Origin of the sequence: Yoonia maritima (assembly GCF_002933395.1) — a bacterium.
Classification (GTDB): domain Bacteria; phylum Pseudomonadota; class Alphaproteobacteria; order Rhodobacterales; family Rhodobacteraceae; genus Yoonia; species Yoonia maritima_A.
The window spans coordinates 526,458-547,421 of sequence record NZ_PKFN01000007.1; the positions used below are offsets into that span (position 1 = coordinate 526,458).

Consider the following 20,964-nt stretch of genomic DNA (forward strand, 5'->3'; position numbering starts at 1 on the left):
AATTTAGTTCCGGCACCCTGCCGCTAGCCCAGCTTTGGACCGCCCCGCAGAGAAACCTGTCAGTGAGCCGCTTAGCCCATAAGTCGTTGTTGGTTCAACCGTAGTGGAAGACGTATAGCGACGCGAGGCCGAAACGTTAATGTTCACGCATTCGTTCTGCCAGCCGATGCCAATGCCTGCTCTTACGGGGCTGTCGTCTGCGACGTTGTAACGACCGTCAAGGTCGATGCTCCATGCGTCATTGACGATAAAGCCAGCGTCGAGCGTCCATTCTGAAACGGTTTCAGTGCGATCCTCGGCGGCATCTTTTGCCTGCCATATGTACGCTGCCGCGAGTGATATACGGTCGTTTTTCCAGCCAATCCGGCTGTCGGTAACCGTGATGCCAAGGCTGTCGTCAAACAACGCGCGTGCATCCAATAAGAAGCCTTCGTCAGTTGTAAGTTGCCCTGCGACCAGCCAGTCAGACTGAAGCCCATCTAAACCAGATGATTTGGAAAATGCTGTTTGCACTTCGTCATGAACGACCCGACCAAACGCAAGCGTGGATGACACGCCGGATTTTCCTAATCGTGTATAGCTTATGCCTGCGGCACCTTGGTACCCGGTTTCTACGGCATCATCGCCAGAGAAACGAGACACATCAAATAGGTTACCTTGGTCCAATTCGCTGCGGGTGCTATCTTCGTTTGGTACGGTCGCACCGTAGCTTTCGGACCAAGACAGGTTTATAGTTGGCTCAATTAAGTGAGATGTACCGCTGGAAGAATAGGCTGCGAGCGGCCAGCGTAAGCCCGCGCGGAAAGTGGGCATCACGCGCGCATCACTCGTGGGAAAGCTATTATCGTCTAGTACATGATATAGATCCGCACGCATTCCTGCGCCAAGGTTCAGCAAAACGCCGCTACTGATGATCCAACTGTTATCCCAGTCGCCGAAAGCACCAATTCTGCTTACATCACGCCCAGAGTCACCGTTGACGTTGCTATAACGATAAGCGCTATCAATGCTTGCACCAGTCGTCAAAGTCCCGCCAATGTCCGGATAGTGCCGTGCCTCGTGGCTTGCGTCGGCAATAATCGGCGGCAGCGACGCGTTTGATTCATCGTCGCGTAGCGTCTGATAATATGTAAACCGCGTTTGCGTAAGTGTCGTATCGGTCACTTTGGTCAACGCAATTTCGCTATCCAGTCGATCTTTGTCGGAATAGCCGTAATCAAGCAAATATGCGGTATCGCTGACAGCTTCTATGTCGAAGGTAAGCTGGTAGCCGTCAGATAGATCAAATTCGCCCGCCGCAAAGACGTAGGATCGGGTCGCATCTTCTAAGGTATCATCGCTATAGGCGCCTTCGATGCGTAAATCACCGCCACGGAATGCTTGTCGATATATCAATTCCAAGGTGCGCGTTTCAGCCGATACGTAAGGAGTGAGAGTTACATCACGATGGTTTCCTAATGTAACGAAGTAAGGGATTTTGATCCCTGTTCCCAATTGTGATGTATTGCGCTGCTCAGGGATCAAGAACCCAGTAGCACGTTCTAAATTTGGATCAGGTAAACGCATTTGCGGAAGCCAGAGCACAGGGACATTACGAATGCGCAGGGTTGCATTTTCAAAGTAAAGTTGCTGTTCGATGTCGTCATGTACAACTCGTTGCGCACGGATGGACCACAGTGGTGGCTGATCTCCGCATACCTGACATGAGGTCGCGACCGTTTTGTAAAGCTGTGAATAGCGCCCATCTCGGCGGTCAATTTGGTTGGCGGCAAGCTGCAACTGCTGATCAAGAACGATGCGCGCGCCCTGCAAAACTCCGTTTTTCAATGTGGGATCAAGCTGTCCCGCCCGCGCCGTCAGGATCGTACCGTCATCGGCTTGAATGACGATCGGGCCAGTAATGCTAAGTTTATCACTGGTGCGGTCATACGTTATTTGCGCAGCCGTCATGCGTGTGTCCATATATAGAACCTCTACATTTCCGCTGGCGATCAATTCTTCGTTTTCCGTGACACGTACGCTGTCAGCGACCAATGTCGCGGCACTTTGGGCCAGTGCAAGTTGGGGGAATAACATCAATATGATCGTAGCAAATAGGCGCATTAGCCATCCTCATTGTGCAACAAAATACCCCAGCTAAGCCCGATTGCGGCCAGTGGAGGCGCCCAAGCTGCAAGTACCGCAGGCAATTGTCCGTTTTCACCTAATACTTGTGCAAAGTTACGGATGAAATAGATGACGAAGGCTAGCAAGATTGCGAACATCACCATCAATCCGGTGCGTCCGCCGCGCTGGTGGCGTAGCGTGAAGGCTGCTCCGATCATGACCATTGCGACCAAAAACAACGGTTGGGCAATTTCGGAATGGAACCAAACAACGTGACGCTGTGCTGAAAAACCGGCGTTGCGAAGGCGTTCGATAAAGGCAGGTAGCTCCCAAATTGGGATCGATGAAGGTGTGCCAAAGCTGTCACGAATTTGATCCGGTGTAAGTGTCGAAGGGATAGACATATTCGGCTGAATGAGTGCGGTTACCTCTGGTGTTGAACCGTCGTCAAAGCGCCAGAGTTTTGCGTCGCTAAGCTGCCAAGACCCGGTTTGTAATGCTGCAGATTTTGCATTGATACGCCGTGTTGGGCTTCCGTCCGGGCCAAAGCTGATAAAGGTCACATCGGTGAGCGCAGTACCGTCCAAATTTGCGCTTTGGGCGCGAATAACGGTTTGACCCAATTCGCCTCCCTGACGCAGCCAAAGCCCAGACGACCCAATAGAAAGGACTGAGCCATCCCCGCGCAACGCGCCAGAGCGTACCTCGTACTCTTTGGATGTGCTGGCGACAATTGGGTTCACAACACCCACTGCAAATAGACCAATCAAAAGGGCAACAAACAGCGGAGCATTCAGTGCACGCAACGCTGATCGTCCTGCAGCACGGGTGACAACCATTTCGGATGATCGCGCGAGACCAAGAAATAACGCGATTGAGGCCAAGATCATGATAAGTGGCAAAATGCGATACACGCCTTGCGGAATATTGAGCAAAGTCAGCGCCAAAATTGCCATAAACCCAGCGTCAGCCGACGCGTAACGGCGTAGCTGTTCCACAATGTCGAGGAACACCATGATCATAAAGAAAACCGCAAGCACCCCAAGAAAAGTCATTAAAAACCGACGTGCGAAATAGCGATGCAAAATCATGACGCGGCCTCTTCCTTGGCGCGACGTTTGAACAGATACGGTCGGGTTGCCCAAAACAGCAAGAACCACACGATTGCAAATCCTGCAACCGACGGAAGATACGTTGCCACCCAAAAACGTTCGTCGCTACGTGCTAGGTTCAGTCCTGCGGTTTCCATGGCCTTCACGACAACAATAAGCAGAATCGCGGCAACAATCTGCCGCCACACCCCAAATCGGCTGAAACCGCCAACAAGAAGCGTCGCAAATCCCAAAAGAGCTGCGACAGTGCCTAGTATAGATTGGCTAAAGCGATCATGGCCGCGCGCAATTAACTGCGCCTGTGAACGGCCGGTTTCGACCAGTATTTCTGGCGTTGGATGCAAAAGTTCCCAAGTCGAAAGATGTGAATCACGGCGTCCACGTTTGCTGGTTTTCTCAAGGAGGCTTCCGATGTTATAAGCGAAATCGTCGAAAGATGTTGTAGATAACCGCTGTCCGCTCAGTTGTAGGGTTTGGACCAAACCGTCAATCATCACCAATTGTGTTTCACCCGTGTCATTCACCAAAAATGCCCGTGTGGCGGTGTATGTCACGTGCTGCTCTGAACTGCGTGTATCAGACAAAAAGATGTCTTGTAGCTCGCCTGATGGGGTGATGTGGCGAATGTAGAATGTGACCCCGTTGATCGGTTCGATAAACTGACCTTCGGTCAAAAGCCGTGCGGTTATATTTTGTGAAATGTCCGATTGGCGCTCAGCAAGGCGCGCGGCGCTCATTGGGACAAGAAAATGCATAAGGATCATCATCAAAAATGCGACAATGATTCCGAAATACAAAACAGGGCGTGCTAAGCGAAACGCAGAGTACCCGGTGGCTTGTACAACGACCAATTCAGATTCGGTTGTCATTCGGTTCGTCACGTAAACCGACGCAGCAAAGGCCGCCAATGGAAGCGCAAGGCGAATGACTGAAGGTAAAGATAATGCCGTGAATTCAAGAAAAACACCTGCTGATTGCCCGTCAGCGATCAGTTGGTCGAACAGGACAACGGCCCGGTTAATCCAATAGATAAGCACCAATACAAGGCTAAAAAAGCCAAACAGAACCATCAATTGTGACAGTAGATATCTGTCAAATTTTGCCAAATGAGGATCCTTCGTGCAGGCGCTGCGCTTAATTGACGGCACGCTAGCCCATTGGCGCGCCGGATTGAACAGCTATCTGGTCATTGTGTGGTGCACGGGCTACCTATTGCAGAGATCAAATTCACCTTGAGGATTCATCATGACAACGCCAGCGGAAATTCAGTTCAAAGACGTCGATCTTGATGTGGTTGCGACCGCTGTCGGAAAGTTGGCCATATTTGTTGATAACGACGGAAAACTGGACCTTGGGGCACGCAAAGTTAACACCTTGACCCGCAAAGCGCTGTCGCGGTTTCTAGACAGCGAAAAGTTTGAGAGAATGAGCGCAGGAGATGTCTCTCAGATTGCGTATCCTGCCGGGCTGGCAGCCGAAGCCGTGATTGTGACTAAACTTTCACGCCGCCCTTCATCGCAAGAGGCGCGCAAAGCGGGGGCACAACTTGCCAAAGCGCAAGGCGATGCAAATTTGACAGTTCTCGCAGGTAGCATCGCGCGCGCGGACGAAATCGCGTTGGGGCTGGCGCTGCGCGGGTATAAATTTGATACGCATAAAACGGCTGAAAAAACGCCGACAGGCGCTGTTTCGTTCATGGTCGCCAACCCCGAAGATGTTGCAAAGACCGCAGCCCCAATGGCAGCGATAGCCGAAGGCGTGTTCTTTACCCGCGACCTGACAAACGAACCCGCGAATGTCCTAACGACGGATGACTTTGCTGCACGACTTGCCGCGATGCATGAACTGGGGCTTGAGGTTGAAATTCTCGAAGAAGACGATCTTGAACGGCTTGGCATGGGCAGTTTGCTGTGTGTCGGGCAGGGGTCCGATAGCCCATCGAAGGTTGTTGTGATGTCGTGGAACGGTGGTGGGGATGAAGCGCCATTTGCTTTGGTCGGGAAAGGCGTCGTCTTTGATACGGGCGGGATCAGCCTAAAAACAGCCGCAGGCATGGAAGACATGACAATGGATATGGGCGGGGCAGGCGTTGTCGCAGGTGTCATGCGCACATTGGCCTTGCGTAAAGCGAAAGCCAATGTTGTTGGCCTCGTTGGATTGGTTGAAAATATGCCGTCGGGCAATGCGGTTCGTCCCGGTGATGTCGTGAAATCGATGAAGGGTGATACAATCGAGGTCATTAACACAGACGCCGAAGGGCGTTTGGTCTTGGCCGATGTGATGTGGTACGCGCAGGAACGGTTTAAACCCGTTGGCATGATCAACCTTGCAACACTGACCGGTGCGATCCTTGTTGCTTTGGGGCATGAAAATGCTGGCGTGTTTTCGAATTCAGACGACCTATCCGATTCATTTATCAAAGCGGCCACACTTGAGGGTGAAGGCGCGTGGCGGATGCCGATGGGCAAAGCCTATGATGCGATGCTGAAATCGCGGATCGCTGATATAAAAAATATCGGTGGCCGCGTCGCCGGGTCGATTACAGCGGCGCAATTCTTGCAACGGTTCGTCAAGGAAGACCTGCCATGGTGCCATCTTGATATTGCTGGCGTCGCGAGCGTGAAATCGGAAACTGGGCTTGCGCCTGCTGGTGCCACTGGGTGGGGCGTTATGGCGCTGAACCGTCTGATTGCTGACAAATACGAGGCCTGATGTGGGCGCCGCCTATTTTTACCACTTAACGGACAGCCCGCTTGAGACGACTTTGCCGATGTTGATTGGCAAAGCGCGTGAGGCGGGCTGGCGTGTGCTGGTTCGCACGAATAATGATGGTTTAACAAAACGATTAGACGGCGTTCTGTGGCAGGGGCCTGACGATGGGTTTAATCCGCATGGGGTGGCTGGTGGTCCGCATGATTCCGATCAACCAGTGCTGTTGGGCAACGTGCCTGCTGAAGGGTTTCATTGTTTAATGAGCGTCGCAGGAGCGGATGTAACCGCCGAAGAAATCAACGCCGCAGAACGGACATGCATCTTGTTCGATGGATGGGACCAAGAGGCGCTACAGTATGCGCGCGGGCAGTGGAAAGCGCTGACTGACGCTGGCTGCAAAGCGCAGTACTGGGCCCAAGAAGACGGGCGCTGGACCAAAAAAGCCGAGAAGGCTTAGAATTCGAAGGTAGGATCGAAATCTTCGGGAAGTTCAGTCGGTGCAGGTGCACAAGCCACGAGTGAAAGTGCAAGTAAGAAGGCATATTTCATCGACTTAGGACCATTTGGTTGTTGCTGATTTCGATGTGATCAAAGCGGTTAAGGTAGGTCATACCTAATAGCGACATATCAATTTCGCCACCATTTACGACAGCGTTGATGTCCGTGTCTTTGATTTGACCCAGCGCGATACTGCTAATAACGACCGGTGCTGTGCGAACTTCGCCATTGGCGGTCATCGCATAGCCCCAGTAATTTAGCTTGTCCGGATCAATGCCAATGCGCTGAGCGTCTTGTTGGGTCAGGACAATCTGGCTTGCGCCGGTATCCACTACAAACCGAAGCGGTACATTGTTCACCACAAGCGTGAGATAATAGTGGCCGTCTTGACTACGGGGAACCTCAATCCGTCCGTCCGTCAGATATGCTTGGCGACCAGTGGTGTCGCGGCTGATGTCCTCCCACAGGCCATAGGCACCGATGACGCCTAGAAAGATGAATAGCCAAATTGCAGCCTGCTGCAACGTTTTGTTGAGACTTTCACGACCGGAAACAATAACTGACCCAGCAATAGCGAGGCCGAGAATGCCCAAGTATAGGGCGCGCATTGTTTGGTCGGTGGTCATGACATTCCCTTAACCGCCGATTCCAAAGCCACGTAGCCCGTCGAGGATGAATTGCACTGCAAGCGCAGCGAGCAACATTCCTAAGACGCGGGTTAGAATGTTTAGACCGGTTTTACCCAAGGCGCGTTCAATCGCGTTAGACGCAAGAAAGGCCAAAAATACGATCGACAAAACCGCAAGGATCACGCCGGCAATCGCGGCAAAATCTGTCGCACCCTGCGCTTGCCCTGCAAGCAGGATAACGGTTGTGATTGCACCGGGACCGACGATTAGCGGTAAAGCCAGTGGAAATACGGATGGGTCGTCGTGGTGTTCATCAAGCCCCTCTGCTGCGTTGTCCTCGCGGCGTGCTTGGCGTTTTTGAAACAGCATCTCTAGCGCGGTCAGAAACAGAAGAATGCCCCCAGCGATACGAAAAGCATCCATTGAAATCCCAATGAAACCAAGAACGGCTTCGCCAAGGAGGAGAAAGACCATCATCAAAAACGCGGAAACGACGCATGCACGGATCGCAATCGTGCGGCGCTGTGCGGATGACATGCCTTGAGTCATCGCGATAAACACTGGCGCAAGGCCCGGCGGGTCAATGATGATAAACATCGTTGTAAAGGCGGCGATCAACGCGTGAAGTTCTGTCATGTGAAACTTATGAACGAGGGAAGATCAAATTTCTAGAAATTTGATGCCTCCGGCGGGAGTATTATTGGCAAGATGATGTTCGTGCCGTGCGGTTTAAGCTATGCTTTCTCGGCTTTATCCAAACGTTCGAGCGCCACCATCCACATCGCTTCCGCGCGCTCTAGGGCGTCCATGACTTCGGCGTATTTTTTGTTCCATGTTGCTAGTTCTCCGGCTTTGCCGTCTTCGTACAAAACTGGGTCTGCGAGTTTTTTGGCAAGCTTATCACGCATTTCGTTGATCGTTTTTACGCGATCTTCGTTTTTACGCACGTCAGATCGTAGCGCCTGCAGTTTTTCACGGCTTGGTTTTGCAATTTTGGCAGGCTTGGGTTTGTCTTTCTCGACTTGCTTTTCGGGGGTGAGCAGCAGTTTGCGGTAGGCTTGGAGGTCTTCGTCATATGGTTTGACGTGCCCGTCTTTGACCAACCAGAGACGATCTGCGACCATCGACAGCAGGTGCATGTCGTGGCTGACGAGGATCACGGCCCCAGAGTAAGCGGTCAGCGCCTCGACTAGTGCTTCGCGGCTTTCGATATCAAGGTGGTTTGTCGGCTCATCGAGGATCAGCAGATGCGGTGCGGGCAGGGTGGCCAGCAGCAGGGATAATCGCGCCTTTTGACCACCCGATAGGCGACCTACTTCTGTATCGGCTTGGTCAGCACCCAATCCAAAGCCCGCAAGTCGTGCGCGCAGTTTGGCTTGGCCTTCGTGGCCGCGTTCGCGGAACAGGTGGTCAAGTGGGGTTTCTTCAATCCGCAGCTCGTCTACTTGGTGCTGCGCAAAGAAACCGATACGCAGCTTGTTTGATGTGACCATCTTGCCATTTGCGACTTCAAGCCGACCAGATAACATCTTGGAAAGCGTCGATTTTCCTTCGCCATTTCGCCCAAGTAGTGCAATGCGGTCGTCTTGGTCTATGCGCAAGTTTAGGTCGCGCAGAATGATCGTTTCATCATATCCAACGGCGGCACCTTCGGTCGCAATGATGGGCGGTGACAGTTCTTCCGGTTCTGGGAATGTGAACACTGTCCGCGCAGCATCTTCTGGTGCACGAATGGTTTCCATTTTTTCAAGTGCCTTCACACGAGACTGCGCCTGCTTTGCTTTGGATGCTTTTGCTTTAAAACGATCAACAAAAGCCTGAAGGTGTTGGCGTTGTGCATCTTGCTTTTTCGCGGCAGCAGCCTGAACAGCACGGTTTGCTGCGCGTTGCTTGGCGAACATGTCGTAGGTGCCTGTGTAATACACCAGCCCCTTATCTTCGAGATGTAGGATGCCACCAACAGAGCGGTTCAGTAGTTCGCGGTCGTGGCTGACGATCAGAACAGTATGGGGATATTTGACAAGATAGGCCTCGAGCCAAAGCGCGCCTTCGAGGTCAAGATAGTTTGTTGGCTCATCCAGCAGCAGAAGATCCGGTTCTGAAAACAACACTGCGGCCAACGCAACACGCATCCGCCAGCCGCCAGAAAAAGCAGAGCAGGGTTGCTGTTGTTCTTCATGTGTAAACCCAAGCCCCTTAAGGATCGTGGCTGCGCGCGCTTCGGCCGACCATGCGTCGATGTCGGCAAGGCGGGTTTGTACCTCTGCTATGCGTTCAGGATCGGTCGCTGTTTCTGCTTCCGCCATGAGTGCTTCGCGTTCGGTGTCCGCACGTAGCACTGTGTCAATAAGCGATACTTCGTTTCCGGGGACTTCTTGGCTCACACCGCCGATTTTCCAGCCTCGCGGGATGTTCACGCTACCGGTATCCAGCACCATTTCGCCGCGGATAATGCGGAACAGCGTTGTCTTGCCCGAACCATTGCGTCCGACAAGCCCCACCTTGTGGCCTGTTGGGATCGTGACGGTTGCATGTTCGACCAGCGTGCGGCCTTCGACAGAGTATGTGAGATCAGAAATTTTAAGCATAATGCGGCTATGCTTGATCCAAGGGGCCGGGTCAATCATATGATTTAGCCCTGTCATGAAAACGTCATCGGTATGTTACGCAAACGTTGTGGATCGGCTGCATGGGATGGCGCATAAGTAACCTGAGGACAATCATGACTTACCGTCTTTGCTGCCTGACTTCTGTTCTGGCTTTGACCGCTGGCATGGCGCACGCCGATGCTTTTAACCGTATTTCGTCTTTTCCAACGCATTTGAATATCGGAGAGGGCGACCAAAACGTCGAAACCTCTGCCGAGATTATCGCGGCCACCGATGATGGTATGACGCTGGTCTATACCGATAGCCCACTGGGTGTGATTGGGCGTATTGATATTACCGATCCTGCGAACCCTGCGCCGCTTGGCAACGTGGATGTCGGAGGTGAGCCGACATCTGTCGGTATCGTCGGCAAGATTGCATTCGTTGGAGTGAACACATCCGAAAGTTACACCGATCCTTCGGGTCGCTTGGCGGTTTTTGATGTGGTTTCAGGTGATGAGCTCGCAAGCTGTGTGTTGCCCGGTCAGCCAGATAGCATTGCAGTGGCAAAAGACGGAAGTTTTGTCGCGGTTGCGATTGAAAACGAACGTGACGAGGATTTGGGCGATGGTCGCACCGGTCAACTGCCGGCAGGTGCGTTGAGCTTGGTACAGATCGCGGATGGCATTGCCGATTGCGATACGCTGATCAATGTGGGCATGACAGATCTGGCCGAGGTTAGCCCAGAAGACCCAGAACCAGAGTTTGTCGATATCAATTCTGACGGCGATATCATTGTAACAATGCAGGAAAACAACCACATGGTTGTTGTTGGTCGTGATGGAGCGATCAAAAACCACTTTAGTGCGGGCACCGTAGATTTAGACGGAATCGACGCGACAGATGAACGCGCGGCGCTATTGTTTACTGAATCTCAATCTGATCTGCCGCGTGAACCAGATGCGGTAAAATGGATTGATGACGCGCATTTTGCCACCGCGAACGAGGGCGACATGGATGGCGGTACGCGGGGTTGGACACTCTTTAACGCCGATGGAACCATCGTATATGATAGCGGAACTCGCTTTGAATACGCGATCGTTCAGGCTGGCCATTACCCTGATAAACGCTCTGACAGTAAAGGCGTAGAGCCCGAGTCAATTGAAACGGCAACATTCAACGATACCCCTATGGTGTTCGTTGGTGCAGAGCGCGCTTCGATGGTTGGCGTGTACGACGTTTCTGATCTTGCGAATCCGACGCTGATGCAGCTTTTACCTTCGGGTATTGGGCCAGAGGGCTATGTTGCAATCCCATCGCGTAACCTGCTTGTTTCTGCAAACGAAGTTGATCTGATCGAAGATGGCGGCGTTCGCAGTCATGTGATGATCTTTGAATACTCTGACGCGGATGCATCTTATCCGATGATCACATCTGCTGGTGCTGATGACTTGATTGGCTGGGGGGCGTTATCTGGTCTTGCAGCGGTTGACGATAATACGCTGGTCGCCGTGAACGACAGTTTTTATAGCTACCAGCCAACGATCTTTACTATCGATGTCAGCGAAACCCCGGCGCGGATCACAGAGGCAACATCGGTGACACGTGGTGGCTACCCCGCGCAAAAGCTGGACATGGAAGGGATTGCGTCTGACGGCGCCGATGGTTTCTGGATCGCTTCCGAGGGTCGGATTGACCGTATGGTGCCCCACGCGATCTATCATGTTGATGCAAACGGAGAGATCGACGCAGAGATCGGGCTGCCAAATGCGCTGCTTGGCGTCCAGAAACGATTTGGTTTTGAAGGTATTACGGTTGTCGGTGATACGCTTTGGATGGCCGTGCAACGGGAATGGGAAGACGACGCCAAGGGGATGGTGAAATTGGTCGCCTATAACCTAGAAACCGAAGAATGGGGCGCGGTGCTTTATCCGCTGGAAACAGCTGAAACCGGGTGGATGGGCCTGTCCGAGATCGTTGCGCAAGGTGATTATGTATACCTGCTTGAGCGCGATAACCAGATCGGTGCAAACGCTGTGGTCAAGCAAATCACGCGTGTTTCGCTTGATCAAATGGTACCTGCGCCATTGGGTGGGGAACTGCCAGTGGTAACCAAAGAAGTCGTGCGCGACCTGATCCCAGATCTGACAGCCACTGGTGGTTATGTGCTAGACAAGGTTGAAGGGCTGACATTTACGCCAAATGGCACTGCCTATGTTGTGACAGATAACGACGGGGTTGATGACCATTCAGGCGAAACAATGTTCTTTGCTCTTGAGGGGCTCAACGACTAGCCGTTTCCCAACGAACTTAACAACAACCACCGATCTTACGTCGGTGGTTGTTTGCGTTTATGTCGCATTTAAAAGCTGAGCTTCGAATTGGCGTAAACACATGCGGGCTGTCGGACCAAAGGTGGTTGGCATGCTGCGCAATTCAGGGAAAATCGAAAACAGTTCTTCTCGGGCTGCGTGTTCGACAGCATCTAAGCCGGATGTTCCGGGAAAGAAACTTTCGGATGCGGCATTTTCTGCAAAGACGATTTCGTGCTGATCAAACATGATGTGGATATAAGTGACTTCATCAGCGGTTTCGCGAACAACTGTATCGTCATTCACAAGGTGCTTGGCCGCGATCAAGACTTCGTCTTGGTTAAAGTTAATTTGTGTTTTCCAGCCATCATAAATCATCCGATGTTGCGGTGACACAAGAAGGTCACGCGTGTTTGCAAATACACCGGCCTTTATACGAATAGGCGCGAGCTTTCCGATTGCGGGCACTGTGCGTTTGCCGATCCAGCGGATAGGCCTAGGGCCGTTACCTTTGGTCAAAACAGTATCGCCGATATCCAGTGTCTCAATCGGGCGCTGCCCATAAGGGGTCGCGATGCGCGTTCCAGCCGTAAAACAGATGATGACGTTTTCAATTTCAGAGAAATTGACGACAGTGCCGTCAGCTAAAGTGGCAAACCCACTCAGCCCGCCAGCTGCATCATCAGTGTTTGTGTATGTGACGTCACCAAAACCAATGAGATCTTGAAAGTTCAGCGTGTCACCGTCGGTCTCGTTCCCCTCGCCACCAGTGATCGTGATGGTTGATATGCCCGGTTCGCCTAGATCTGTGACAAGGAATGTATCATCGCCGTCGCCCCCGGTCGCGGTGTCGCCTTGGGCGACAGTGATGGTGTCATCACCGTCTTCACCGCGCAGTGTATCCGCGCCCAGACCGCCGTCGATAATATCATCCCCGGACCCGCCAAAGACACTATCGTCACCTTCGCCAGCGCTGATGGTATCGTTCCCCGCACCAGCAGATATGACATCGTCATTTCTATTGGTACCTGTTCCATCGGCACCATCAACAAAGTCATTATCAATATCGCCATCATAAGCTGCATCGATAACATCGTCACCCGACGTGCCGCTCACTACACCATCGCTCGAAAGCGTTACGCCGCCTACGACGTCAGATTCCCATGTACCGTCTGGGTCGCCATTCCCAAAGTCGGTCGTATCGAACTGCGTAAGAGCCGTTGCATCGCCCGAGCCTGGGAGGGTCGTTAGATTGCTGCCGCCATCCGTAAAACCGACGGTAGCCGGACCAGCGCCGGAATAACCCTCGGTCCATTCAATATTATCATAAATGAACTCGACCGAAAAATTGCCGCCTCCGGTATCGGAAAGAATCATTTGGAATGAATTTGAACCCGTTCCCGAGAAGGGAGCCACACCATCCCAAGTGACGGTGACCGTTCCATTGGCGGGATCAAGATCCCAATAAATTTCGCCGCCCTTGTTTAGGTCGACATCAGACCAAAATGGCGCAATTGCAGGGTCGGTGTAGTTAGAAATGCCAGACGGTTGATAAGAGGTCTCGGGACCTTCGAATGTAATGAGCCCGTTGGAATTGATGTAAATACCAGTGTAGTCGGTACCGTAATAATCAATGCCAGTTGCACCAAATACTGATGTCACATCGACAAGAATACTGCCATCGTCAACGTTTCCGGCCGTCAGTCCAGACGTCGAAAATACGTTTTCTCCATAGCCAGCTGGTCCGCCGAGCCCTGTATTCATAGTTGCCAATATGTGCTCCAATAGTGCCGGTGGCGATATATAGGAAGTTATTAACCCTTTAAGTTGCGCTTGAGTCAATCTTGAATTGTTATAAGTGTAAATCTGAACGACCCAGCGCATGGGAAAAAGGTCTGCGATATTTACGAATAGTCATGCCCTCTTTTCACGCCGCGCGCCCCATGTTAGGGGACGCGAGAAAACAAACCCTATGACATGAAAGACCTGTAAACATGGCTATTCAGCGTACATTCTCTATCATCAAACCAGACGCAACAAAGCGTAACCTGACTGGTGCAATCGCAGCGAAATTCGAAGAAGCTGGCCTGCGCATCGTCGCATCCAAGCGTATTCAGCTGACACTGGCGCAAGCACAAACGTTTTACGGTGTTCACTCTGAGCGCCCGTTCTTTGGCGAACTGTGTGAATTCATGATCTCTGAACCAATTGTTGTTCAAGTTCTTGAAGGCGAAGACGCGATCGCGAAAAACCGCGAAGTCATGGGCGCAACGAACCCAGCAGACGCGGCAGAAGGCACAATCCGTAAAGAGTTCGCACTGTCTATCGGTGAAAACTCTGTTCACGGTTCTGACGCCCCAGAAACTGCTGCTGAAGAAATCGCATTCTTCTTCTCAGGTCTTGAACTGGTTGGTTAATCCGACAGTAGGTTAGGGTTCGCCCAGCCAATATCTTTTGGGGCCGTCCGCACCGTTTTGGCGCGGGCGGCCTTTTTGTCGAGATTACGTTCAAGTGCACGGTAATTGCGGATGTTCGCATTATACACGGCATCAAAGATGTCACCGACGAGTGGAATGCTGCCAATAAAGAAATCTAGCAGTGTATTCAGGCTCATATAAGCCAGCGCACCCGGGGTTGCCCCAAGACGATGCGCTTGTTTGATCATCCAAAGCGATGGCACAAGCGCGGCTATGTCACCAACGACCGGTACAAGCCCTAAAATGTTATCCAGCCCGATCGAAATATTGGTGCCCGGGATGTAAAATAATGCGTCCATCCGCCACGCGACTATGCGCAGGCGGGAAAGTTCATGATTAATGTCTTGCTCAATGTTCATGCTATTAACATAAACGATTCTGCACTAAATGTGAAGGGTGTTTACTTTCGATCCACTTGGACCACGCCAATTTGGTTCAAAAACCGTTCCAGTTCGGATCGGCTTTCGTCGAAGCTTCCAGATTTTATTTTATCGAATTGCTTACGGAGCGACTTCTTTTCTTCGCCCTTACAGTCGTTCCATGGTCGTCCTTGAAGCGCCATGTGCAACACGTAGTACCCGATGAAATGAGGGCGGGCGCCGTTTTCTAATAGCTTTTGATAAGCTTCATCGGCACCGATTTCGCGCAGTTGTTCGGCTGTGGTTATGCCAGCTTCGGTCAGCGATTTTTCTAACGCGGGGCCAATATTCTTTATGCTAGTGAGTGCGCTCATGACGCGATTTTACGCGCGCCTTATACACATGCCTAGACTAGATACTCGCAAAGTCGAAAAAGATTTGACGCTTCGGTGCTTGTGGTTGCGGAGCCGGTGTTTTGGTTGGCTCCGCTTTTGTTTTCTTAGGGTCTGAATTAGCCATGATAGGTATCCTTTCTCCTGATGCAGTTAATGTAGCAGCGTTAAGCTGCTAGAAAACCGGGGAAAAAGTTCTAATACCTGTCAAATCTGCACAGTTACCTACCCTTTCGGGGAGGGGTGTTGCCACCTTTGCGTGGCTTTCCTTTGCCACCGGGAGGCACGAACCGCTTTGACGTGTCCTTGGCGTTACCTTTTGGCTTGCCGCCGCGCGGGCCACCATCAGATTTACCTTTGTAAGCAGGCTTTCCACCGTCTGACTTGCCTTTATAGGCAGGCTTCCCGCCGTCAGATTTACCTTTGTAGGGTGGTTTGCTCCGCTTTTCGACCAAAGCATCACCATGATCGCGGCGTTCGGGTTTGTGACGGGGCTTGCGCTTTGTGCTGTAATCGTCAGCTGCACCCGGAACTGGTTGAATCGCGGGTACATCATGTTGCGATGACGGTGGCGGAGCAGGGCGATCTCGTGGCGCTGTGCGTTTGGGCTTATCACCGTAGTCGCGCTTTGGCTTGTCCCCATAATCGCGCTTTGGCCGGTCGTCATAGTCACGCTTTGTTTTACGGGGCCCACGTTCACCAAGCTGCGGAGCACCATCAAGCGCCTTTAAGTTTGCTTGATTTTCAAGCTTCATGTCTGCGCCAACGGCCTTAAGGAAACCCGCGACTGCAGGTTCCGCGATTTCTACAAAGGTTTCATTAGGCTGAATCCGGATTGCACCGATTTCGTTCTTTGTAATGTCACCGGCTTTGCAGATCATTGGCAGCAGCCAACGTGCTTCGGCTTTGCCTTCGCGACCGACGTCGACGCTAAACCACTTGGACGGACCAAATGATTTGTGCTCGCGCGGTGCGCGTTCTGGACGTTCGCCACGCTGTGGGCCGTCTTTGTATTCAGACAGGACCTCGGGTGCAGAGTTTTTGCCGGCGTATAGGCGCAGATAAGCAGCTGCGATCTTTTCGGCATCGTGTTCAGCAAGCAGACGTTTGGCAAAGTCTTGTTCGCTGGCAGTGAATTCTTCAGACCAAACCGGATCTGTCAGCAGTCGTTCTTCGTCCTTGGCGTTTACTTCTTCCGCGGTGGGCGGTTCTGCCCATTCAGCTGTCAGTTTGCCCCACTTAAGCAGGTTTTCCGCGCGGCGTTTCATTTTTGCAGGCACGATCAGTGCTGAGATGCCTTTGCGACCGGCCCGACCTGTACGACCGGAACGGTGTAGCAAGGTCTCTGCGTTTGTTGGTAGCTCTGCGTGGATCACCAATTCGAGGTTTGGCAGGTCGATGCCGCGGGCGGCAACGTCTGTCGCAACACAAACCTTAGCACGGCCATCGCGCATCGCTTGCAGCGCGTGCGAACGTTCGTTCTGAGAAAGCTCACCAGACAGGGCAACTGTCGCAAAGCCACGGTTCGACAGGCGGGTCGTTAGGCGCGTCACCATTGCACGGGTGTTCGCAAATACGATTGCATTTGGTGCATCATAGTAGCGAAGGCAGTTGATGATCGCGGCGTCGATGTCGTGGTTCGCAACGCGAAGCGCGCGGTATTCGATGTCGCTGTGCTGCTTTTCTTTGGAAACAGTCGCAACGCGAACGGCGTCACGCTGATATGATTGCGCGAGTTTCGCGATCATTGGCGGCACTGTCGCCGAGAAGAGTAGGGTGCGGCGTGTTTCGGGCGCTTGTTCGAGAATGAATTCCAGATCTTCGCGGAAACCCAAATCAAGCATTTCGTCGGCTTCGTCCAAAACAACAGCTTTGATGTCGCTTAGGTCAATCGTGCCGCGCATGATGTGGTCGCGCAAACGGCCCGGCGTTGCCACGACGATATGTGCACCGCGTTCTAGGCTGCGACGTTCGTCGCGGAAATCCATCCCGCCAACACATGACGCCAGCGTTGCGCCAGCCCCTGCATAAAGCCACTGCAATTCGCGCTTCACCTGAAGCGCCAATTCGCGTGTCGGCGCGATGACCAACGCGTGCGGACGTCCGGCGGGACCGAATGTGCCGTCCTCTGCAAGGATTGTCGGCCCAATCGCCAAACCAAAGCCAACTGTTTTACCAGAACCTGTCTGTGCAGAGACAAGCAGGTCTTTGCTTTCAAGTTCTGGGTTGGTCACAGCCTCCTGAACGGGGGTCAGGTCGGTGTAGCCTTGTTTGGCTAGTGCATCGGCAAGGGTCTGGATCATCGTGGTCATCGGGGGGCTTTCTGGCGGGTAAGCGTGCGCACTACGCCGATGAAAGCCGTTTGTATAGGGGAAAGACGCTATTAAACGTTGCTTTTCTAGCCCTACGTCAGGTGTTTTGCAGAAACCACGCGTCAATACGCGACTTTAGAGCGTTCCAGATTGCCGGCGCGCCGCGTTGGACCTTTACCCCGACCCGCGAATGCAATTGCTTTGGTGTCACATTGTATTCGGGCCAAGTGCCGCCATTCGTTTCGAGGTTCGAAATGACAGGCTGTACGCGGTCGATGGATTTCGCAAAGATGGCATCGTCTGTTTGGGCTGCTTCGAATTCATCCCAAAGTGCGCGAAATGCAGCGGCTTGGTCGCTGGGGAGCAGACCAAAGATACGTTTAGCTGCGGCTTGTTCGACAGCTTCCATTTCAGCGGCGTCATAGTTGCCGTGGATTGGATTGTCGCCTGCATCGATCTCGACGATGTCATGGAGCAGCAGCATTTTGATAACGCGGTCGATATTGACGGCGCGCGCGGCATGTTCAGCCATGACCAATGCATAAAGCGCGATGTGCCAACTATGTTCGCCAGAGTTTTCGCGGCGTGATTGGTCGCACAATGTCGTCGCACGTAGCGTTGATTTCAGCTTATCCGCCTCGATTAGAAACGCGAGCTGCGCATCGATCCGATCGGACATTATCGCTTAACTCGTCGGGGCATGCCAACCGTTGGTTCTGGGGCTGATGTTTCGGGTTCTGCTTCGGGCTCTGGGGCTGGCGGGGTCTGTTTGGCGGCAGATTCTTCCGCGATCTTTGCTTCTTCGCGTTCTTTGTCTTCGTCAGACAGGCCTTGAAGGGGCGCAGCTTTGGGCGCTGGGGCGTCTTTATACCCATTGGCCAAGCGCGAATCCAGCATTGCACGCGCGCGCTCCTCAGCGCGACGTACCCGTACAGAAGTCAGGTAAGTTTCCTGAAGCGTCTGCGATGACGCTCCAAGAATATCGCCAATGGCATCTACGATTGCGATGTCACCTGATGCTTTTTGATCTGCAAGTGCCAAATCAGCAAGTTCATCGGCGACGCGTTGGACGTAGGATTCAGCCATAGCCTATTACCGTGTGTTTTCAGTGAGGCGACGACGAACGTATGTTTTTACAGTGTCGATCATCGGATCCATGTATGGATCTTCAAAGAAGTGGCCTGCGCCGTCCATTTCATCGTGTGTGACTGTAATACCCTTTTGTTCGTGAAGCTTGTTTACAAGGTTCACCGTATCTGCTGGCGGTGCAACGCGGTCGTTTGATCCGTTGATGATCAAACCCGAAGACGGGCAGGGCGCAAGGAAGCTAAAGTCATACATATTTGCAGGCGGGCTGACCGAAATGAAGCCTGTAATCTCTGGACGGCGCATCAATAGCTGCATACCTATCCATGCCCCAAACGAGAAACCAGCAACCCAGCAGTGCTTGGAGTTGTTGTTCATCGACTGGAGGTAATCAAGCGCAGATGCTGCATCAGAGAGTTCACCAACACCTTGGTCATATTCACCCTGAGAGCGGCCAACGCCACGGAAGTTAAACCGAAGAACAGTAAAACCCATGTTATAAAATGCATAGTGCAGATTATAGACCACCCGGTTGTTCATTGTTCCGCCAAACTGTGGATGCGGATGCAAAACGATTGCAATTGGTGCATCGCGGTCTTTTTGCGGGTGGTAACGCCCTTCTAGGCGTCCTTCGGGTCCGGGAAAGATAACTTCGGGCATATTGATCCGTCGCTGCTGCGGCGCATGAGCATTGTTGACGAAAATGCTCGGGCACCTTAGAAAGATTCTAATCTGGGTGAAATCCCAAATTGTCTAGTCTCGGTGAAGTAATGACGCAGCGCCGTGCCGTCAATAAAATTGCGCGCATGGATGGGGAAGAGCGATGAAATTAAGTACGAAAGGGCGTTATGCCATGGTTGCGCTAGCTGATTTGGCGCTTCAACCGGCAGATACGCTTGTCAATCTGACTGAAATATCCAAACGGCAAGACATATCTTTGCCGTATCTTGAGCAATTGTTCGTGAAGTTGCGTCGTGCAGGATTAGTGGAATCAGTACGTGGGCCGGGCGGCGGTTATCGTCTTGCGAAGCCACCGTCGGAAATGCGTGTGTCTGACATTTTAGGCGCAGTAGATGAGACCGTGTCGGCGATGCACAAGGGGGCTGGCGCATCTGGTGGCGCATCAGGATCGCGGGCCCAGTCGTTGACCAATCGTCTATGGGAGGGGCTGAGCGCCCATGTTTATGTTTTTTTGCATCAGGCGCGGCTTTCTGACGTGATTGGTAATGGTTTGGCGCCATGCCCCGCGGTACCTGCACTGTTCGAAGTTGTTGATGAAGAATGAAGAAGGGGCGCTGCCCCCGGCCTGCGGCCTCCCCCGGAGTAGTTTTGGCAAGATGATGTGATGAGAACCTATCTGGATCATAACGCGACGACCCCTTTGCGGGCCGAAGCGCGCGCCGCGATGATTGCGGCGATGGGTGTCATTGGCAATCCGTCTTCGGTGCATGCCGAGGGACGTGCTGCAAAGGCGATAATTGAGAAGGCGCGTCTGCAGGTGGCCGATGCTGTTGGGGCTTCGGGTGCTGATGTTGTCTTTACTTCTGGTGCGACTGAAGCGGCGGCGCTTGCGCTTTCTGGGCGTGGATTAAAAGCCGCATCCATTGAGCACGACGCCGTGAACGCATGGATTGACCCCGTTTTGGCGTTGAAGGACGGCGTTGTGCAGATTGATGATCCTGCAAATTCGGCTGTTCAGCTTGCGAATTCAGAAACGGGAATTGTGCAGACCCTTCCGTCGGGTCTTGCTGTGAGTGACATTACGCAAGGGTTTGGGAAGGTGCCGTTTGCCTTTTCATGGTCTGGTGTGCAGATGGTTTTTCTGTCGGCGCATAAGTTTGGTGGGCCAGCCGGTGTCGGTGCGTTGGTTTTCCCAGCGGGGACCGATGTGGTTGCCCAAATCAAAGGTGGCGGTCAAGAAATGGGCCGCCGTTCAGGTACCGAGAATGTGATTGCGATTGCTGGAATGGGCGCTGCAGTGACCGCCGCGCAGGCTGACCTTGCGGCGGGAAAGTGGGAACGGGTTGCAGAACTTAGAAATATTCTAGAAAAGGCCATTGAGGCTGACGAAAAGAACACTATTTTCGTCGGGAAAGACGCGAACAGATTACCCAACACCAGTTGCTTTGCGACGCCGGGTTGGAAGGGTGAGACCCAAGTGATGGCGATGGATTTAGCTGGCTTTGCCGTATCGGCGGGTTCTGCTTGTTCGTCCGGCAAGGTCAAAGTGAGCCGCGTGTTGCGCGCGATTGGCCTTGACGATGATGCCGCTGCAAGTGCGCTGCGCGTGTCACTTGGGGTTGAAACAACAGAAGACGAGGTCATGCGCTTTGTGCAGGCCTGGACGAAGAAACGGGCGCGGCTGCGGGCCGCATGAGAGG

General features: G+C 52.7%; 19 protein-coding genes. 6 read left to right on the top strand and 13 right to left on the bottom strand.

The genetic code is table 11. From position 1 onward, the window contains the following. Positions 1–3 precede the first annotated feature (3 nt). The 3 genes from CYQ09_RS04085 to lptF are packed head-to-tail and all read right to left on the bottom strand — an operon-like array spanning position 4 to position 4,324. Complete coding sequence (locus tag CYQ09_RS04085) at positions 4–2,103, bottom strand: LPS-assembly protein LptD (RefSeq protein ID WP_106744139.1); 2,100 nt, start codon at positions 2,101–2,103, stop codon at positions 4–6. Continuing rightward, entirely contained in the window at positions 2,103–3,197 is a 1,095-nt protein-coding gene (gene lptG / locus CYQ09_RS04090) for an LPS export ABC transporter permease LptG (protein WP_106744140.1), read from the bottom strand. Before lptG ends, CYQ09_RS04085 begins: the two co-directional genes overlap by 1 nt. Beyond that, positions 3,194–4,324 (bottom strand): LPS export ABC transporter permease LptF, encoded by a 1,131-nt coding sequence (gene lptF / locus CYQ09_RS04095; protein WP_106744141.1) that lies wholly within the window; start codon positions 4,322–4,324, stop codon positions 3,194–3,196. Before lptF ends, lptG begins: the two co-directional genes overlap by 4 nt. 139 nt (positions 4,325–4,463) lie before the next feature. Between lptF and CYQ09_RS04100 the strand changes: the two genes are divergently transcribed. Beyond that, positions 4,464–5,930, top strand: coding sequence for a leucyl aminopeptidase (locus CYQ09_RS04100; RefSeq protein ID WP_106744142.1), 1,467 nt, complete (start codon positions 4,464–4,466; stop codon positions 5,928–5,930). A gap of 1 nt (position 5,931) precedes the next feature. Continuing rightward, entirely contained in the window at positions 5,932–6,387 is a 456-nt protein-coding gene (locus tag CYQ09_RS04105) for a DNA polymerase III subunit chi (RefSeq protein WP_106744143.1), read from the top strand. Between the two features lie 88 nt (positions 6,388–6,475). Here the strand turns inward: CYQ09_RS04105 and CYQ09_RS04115 are convergent, their stop codons facing one another. The 3 genes from CYQ09_RS04115 to abc-f form a co-directional block, all read right to left on the bottom strand. Beyond that, positions 6,476–7,054, bottom strand: coding sequence for a retropepsin-like aspartic protease family protein (locus tag CYQ09_RS04115; RefSeq protein ID WP_106744145.1), 579 nt, complete (start codon positions 7,052–7,054; stop codon positions 6,476–6,478). A 9-nt stretch (positions 7,055–7,063) separates the two neighbouring features. Next, complete coding sequence (locus CYQ09_RS04120) at positions 7,064–7,693, bottom strand: MarC family protein (RefSeq protein ID WP_106354059.1); 630 nt, start codon at positions 7,691–7,693, stop codon at positions 7,064–7,066. A gap of 98 nt (positions 7,694–7,791) precedes the next feature. Beyond that, positions 7,792–9,645, bottom strand: coding sequence for a ribosomal protection-like ABC-F family protein (gene abc-f, locus CYQ09_RS04125; RefSeq protein WP_106744577.1), 1,854 nt, complete (start codon positions 9,643–9,645; stop codon positions 7,792–7,794). A 134-nt stretch (positions 9,646–9,779) separates the two neighbouring features. Here abc-f and CYQ09_RS04130 point away from each other — a divergent pair, with 134 nt between their 5' ends. Next, positions 9,780–11,939 carry an esterase-like activity of phytase family protein gene (locus CYQ09_RS04130; RefSeq protein WP_106744146.1) on the top strand — a complete coding sequence of 720 codons (2,160 nt, stop codon included), beginning with the start codon at positions 9,780–9,782 and terminating at the stop codon, positions 11,937–11,939. 57 nt (positions 11,940–11,996) lie between these two features. Here CYQ09_RS04130 and CYQ09_RS04135 read toward each other — a convergent pair whose 3' ends face one another. Further along, complete coding sequence (locus CYQ09_RS04135) at positions 11,997–13,721, bottom strand: Hint domain-containing protein (RefSeq protein ID WP_239495867.1); 1,725 nt, start codon at positions 13,719–13,721, stop codon at positions 11,997–11,999. 230 nt (positions 13,722–13,951) lie between these two features. Here CYQ09_RS04135 and ndk point away from each other — a divergent pair, with 230 nt between their 5' ends. After that, complete coding sequence (gene ndk, locus CYQ09_RS04140; RefSeq protein ID WP_106354065.1) at positions 13,952–14,374, top strand: nucleoside-diphosphate kinase; 423 nt, start codon at positions 13,952–13,954, stop codon at positions 14,372–14,374. Here ndk and CYQ09_RS04145 read toward each other — a convergent pair. The 6 genes from CYQ09_RS04145 to CYQ09_RS04170 all read right to left on the bottom strand — a co-directional run bounded on the left by CYQ09_RS04145 (position 14,371) and on the right by CYQ09_RS04170 (position 19,243). Next, positions 14,371–14,793 (bottom strand): DUF4112 domain-containing protein, encoded by a 423-nt coding sequence (locus CYQ09_RS04145; protein ID WP_106744148.1) that lies wholly within the window; start codon positions 14,791–14,793, stop codon positions 14,371–14,373. The two genes, ndk and CYQ09_RS04145, sit on opposite strands and share 4 nt — an antisense overlap. 41 nt (positions 14,794–14,834) lie before the next feature. Next, positions 14,835–15,167, bottom strand: a complete 333-nt coding sequence (locus CYQ09_RS04150) for a TfoX/Sxy family protein (protein WP_106744149.1) — start codon at positions 15,165–15,167, stop codon at positions 14,835–14,837. Positions 15,168–15,406: 239 nt separating this feature from the next. Next, entirely contained in the window at positions 15,407–17,497 is a 2,091-nt protein-coding gene (locus CYQ09_RS04155) for a DEAD/DEAH box helicase (protein ID WP_106744150.1), read from the bottom strand. Between the two features lie 97 nt (positions 17,498–17,594). Continuing rightward, positions 17,595–18,176: an HD domain-containing protein gene (locus CYQ09_RS04160; RefSeq protein ID WP_106744151.1), complete on the bottom strand. Its 582-nt coding sequence runs from the start codon at positions 18,174–18,176 to the stop codon at positions 17,595–17,597. Beyond that, on the bottom strand, positions 18,176–18,583 hold the full coding sequence (locus CYQ09_RS18575) for a hypothetical protein (RefSeq protein WP_343229852.1): 408 nt from the start codon (positions 18,581–18,583) through the stop codon (positions 18,176–18,178). The genes CYQ09_RS04160 and CYQ09_RS18575 overlap by 1 nt, the downstream gene beginning before the upstream one ends. Positions 18,584–18,589: 6 nt before the next feature. Then, the gene (locus CYQ09_RS04170) at positions 18,590–19,243 is read right to left on the bottom strand and encodes an alpha/beta hydrolase (protein WP_106744152.1); all 654 of its coding nucleotides are present in this window, start codon (positions 19,241–19,243) and stop codon (positions 18,590–18,592) included. A 163-nt stretch (positions 19,244–19,406) separates the two neighbouring features. Between CYQ09_RS04170 and CYQ09_RS04175 the strand changes: the two genes are divergently transcribed. Together CYQ09_RS04175 and CYQ09_RS04180 are read left to right on the top strand one after the other, a co-directional pair. Next, positions 19,407–19,868 (top strand): Rrf2 family transcriptional regulator, encoded by a 462-nt coding sequence (locus tag CYQ09_RS04175; RefSeq protein ID WP_106744153.1) that lies wholly within the window; start codon positions 19,407–19,409, stop codon positions 19,866–19,868. A gap of 60 nt (positions 19,869–19,928) precedes the next feature. Beyond that, complete coding sequence (locus tag CYQ09_RS04180) at positions 19,929–20,960, top strand: cysteine desulfurase family protein (RefSeq protein WP_106744154.1); 1,032 nt, start codon at positions 19,929–19,931, stop codon at positions 20,958–20,960. Positions 20,961–20,964: the final 4 nt, after the last annotated feature.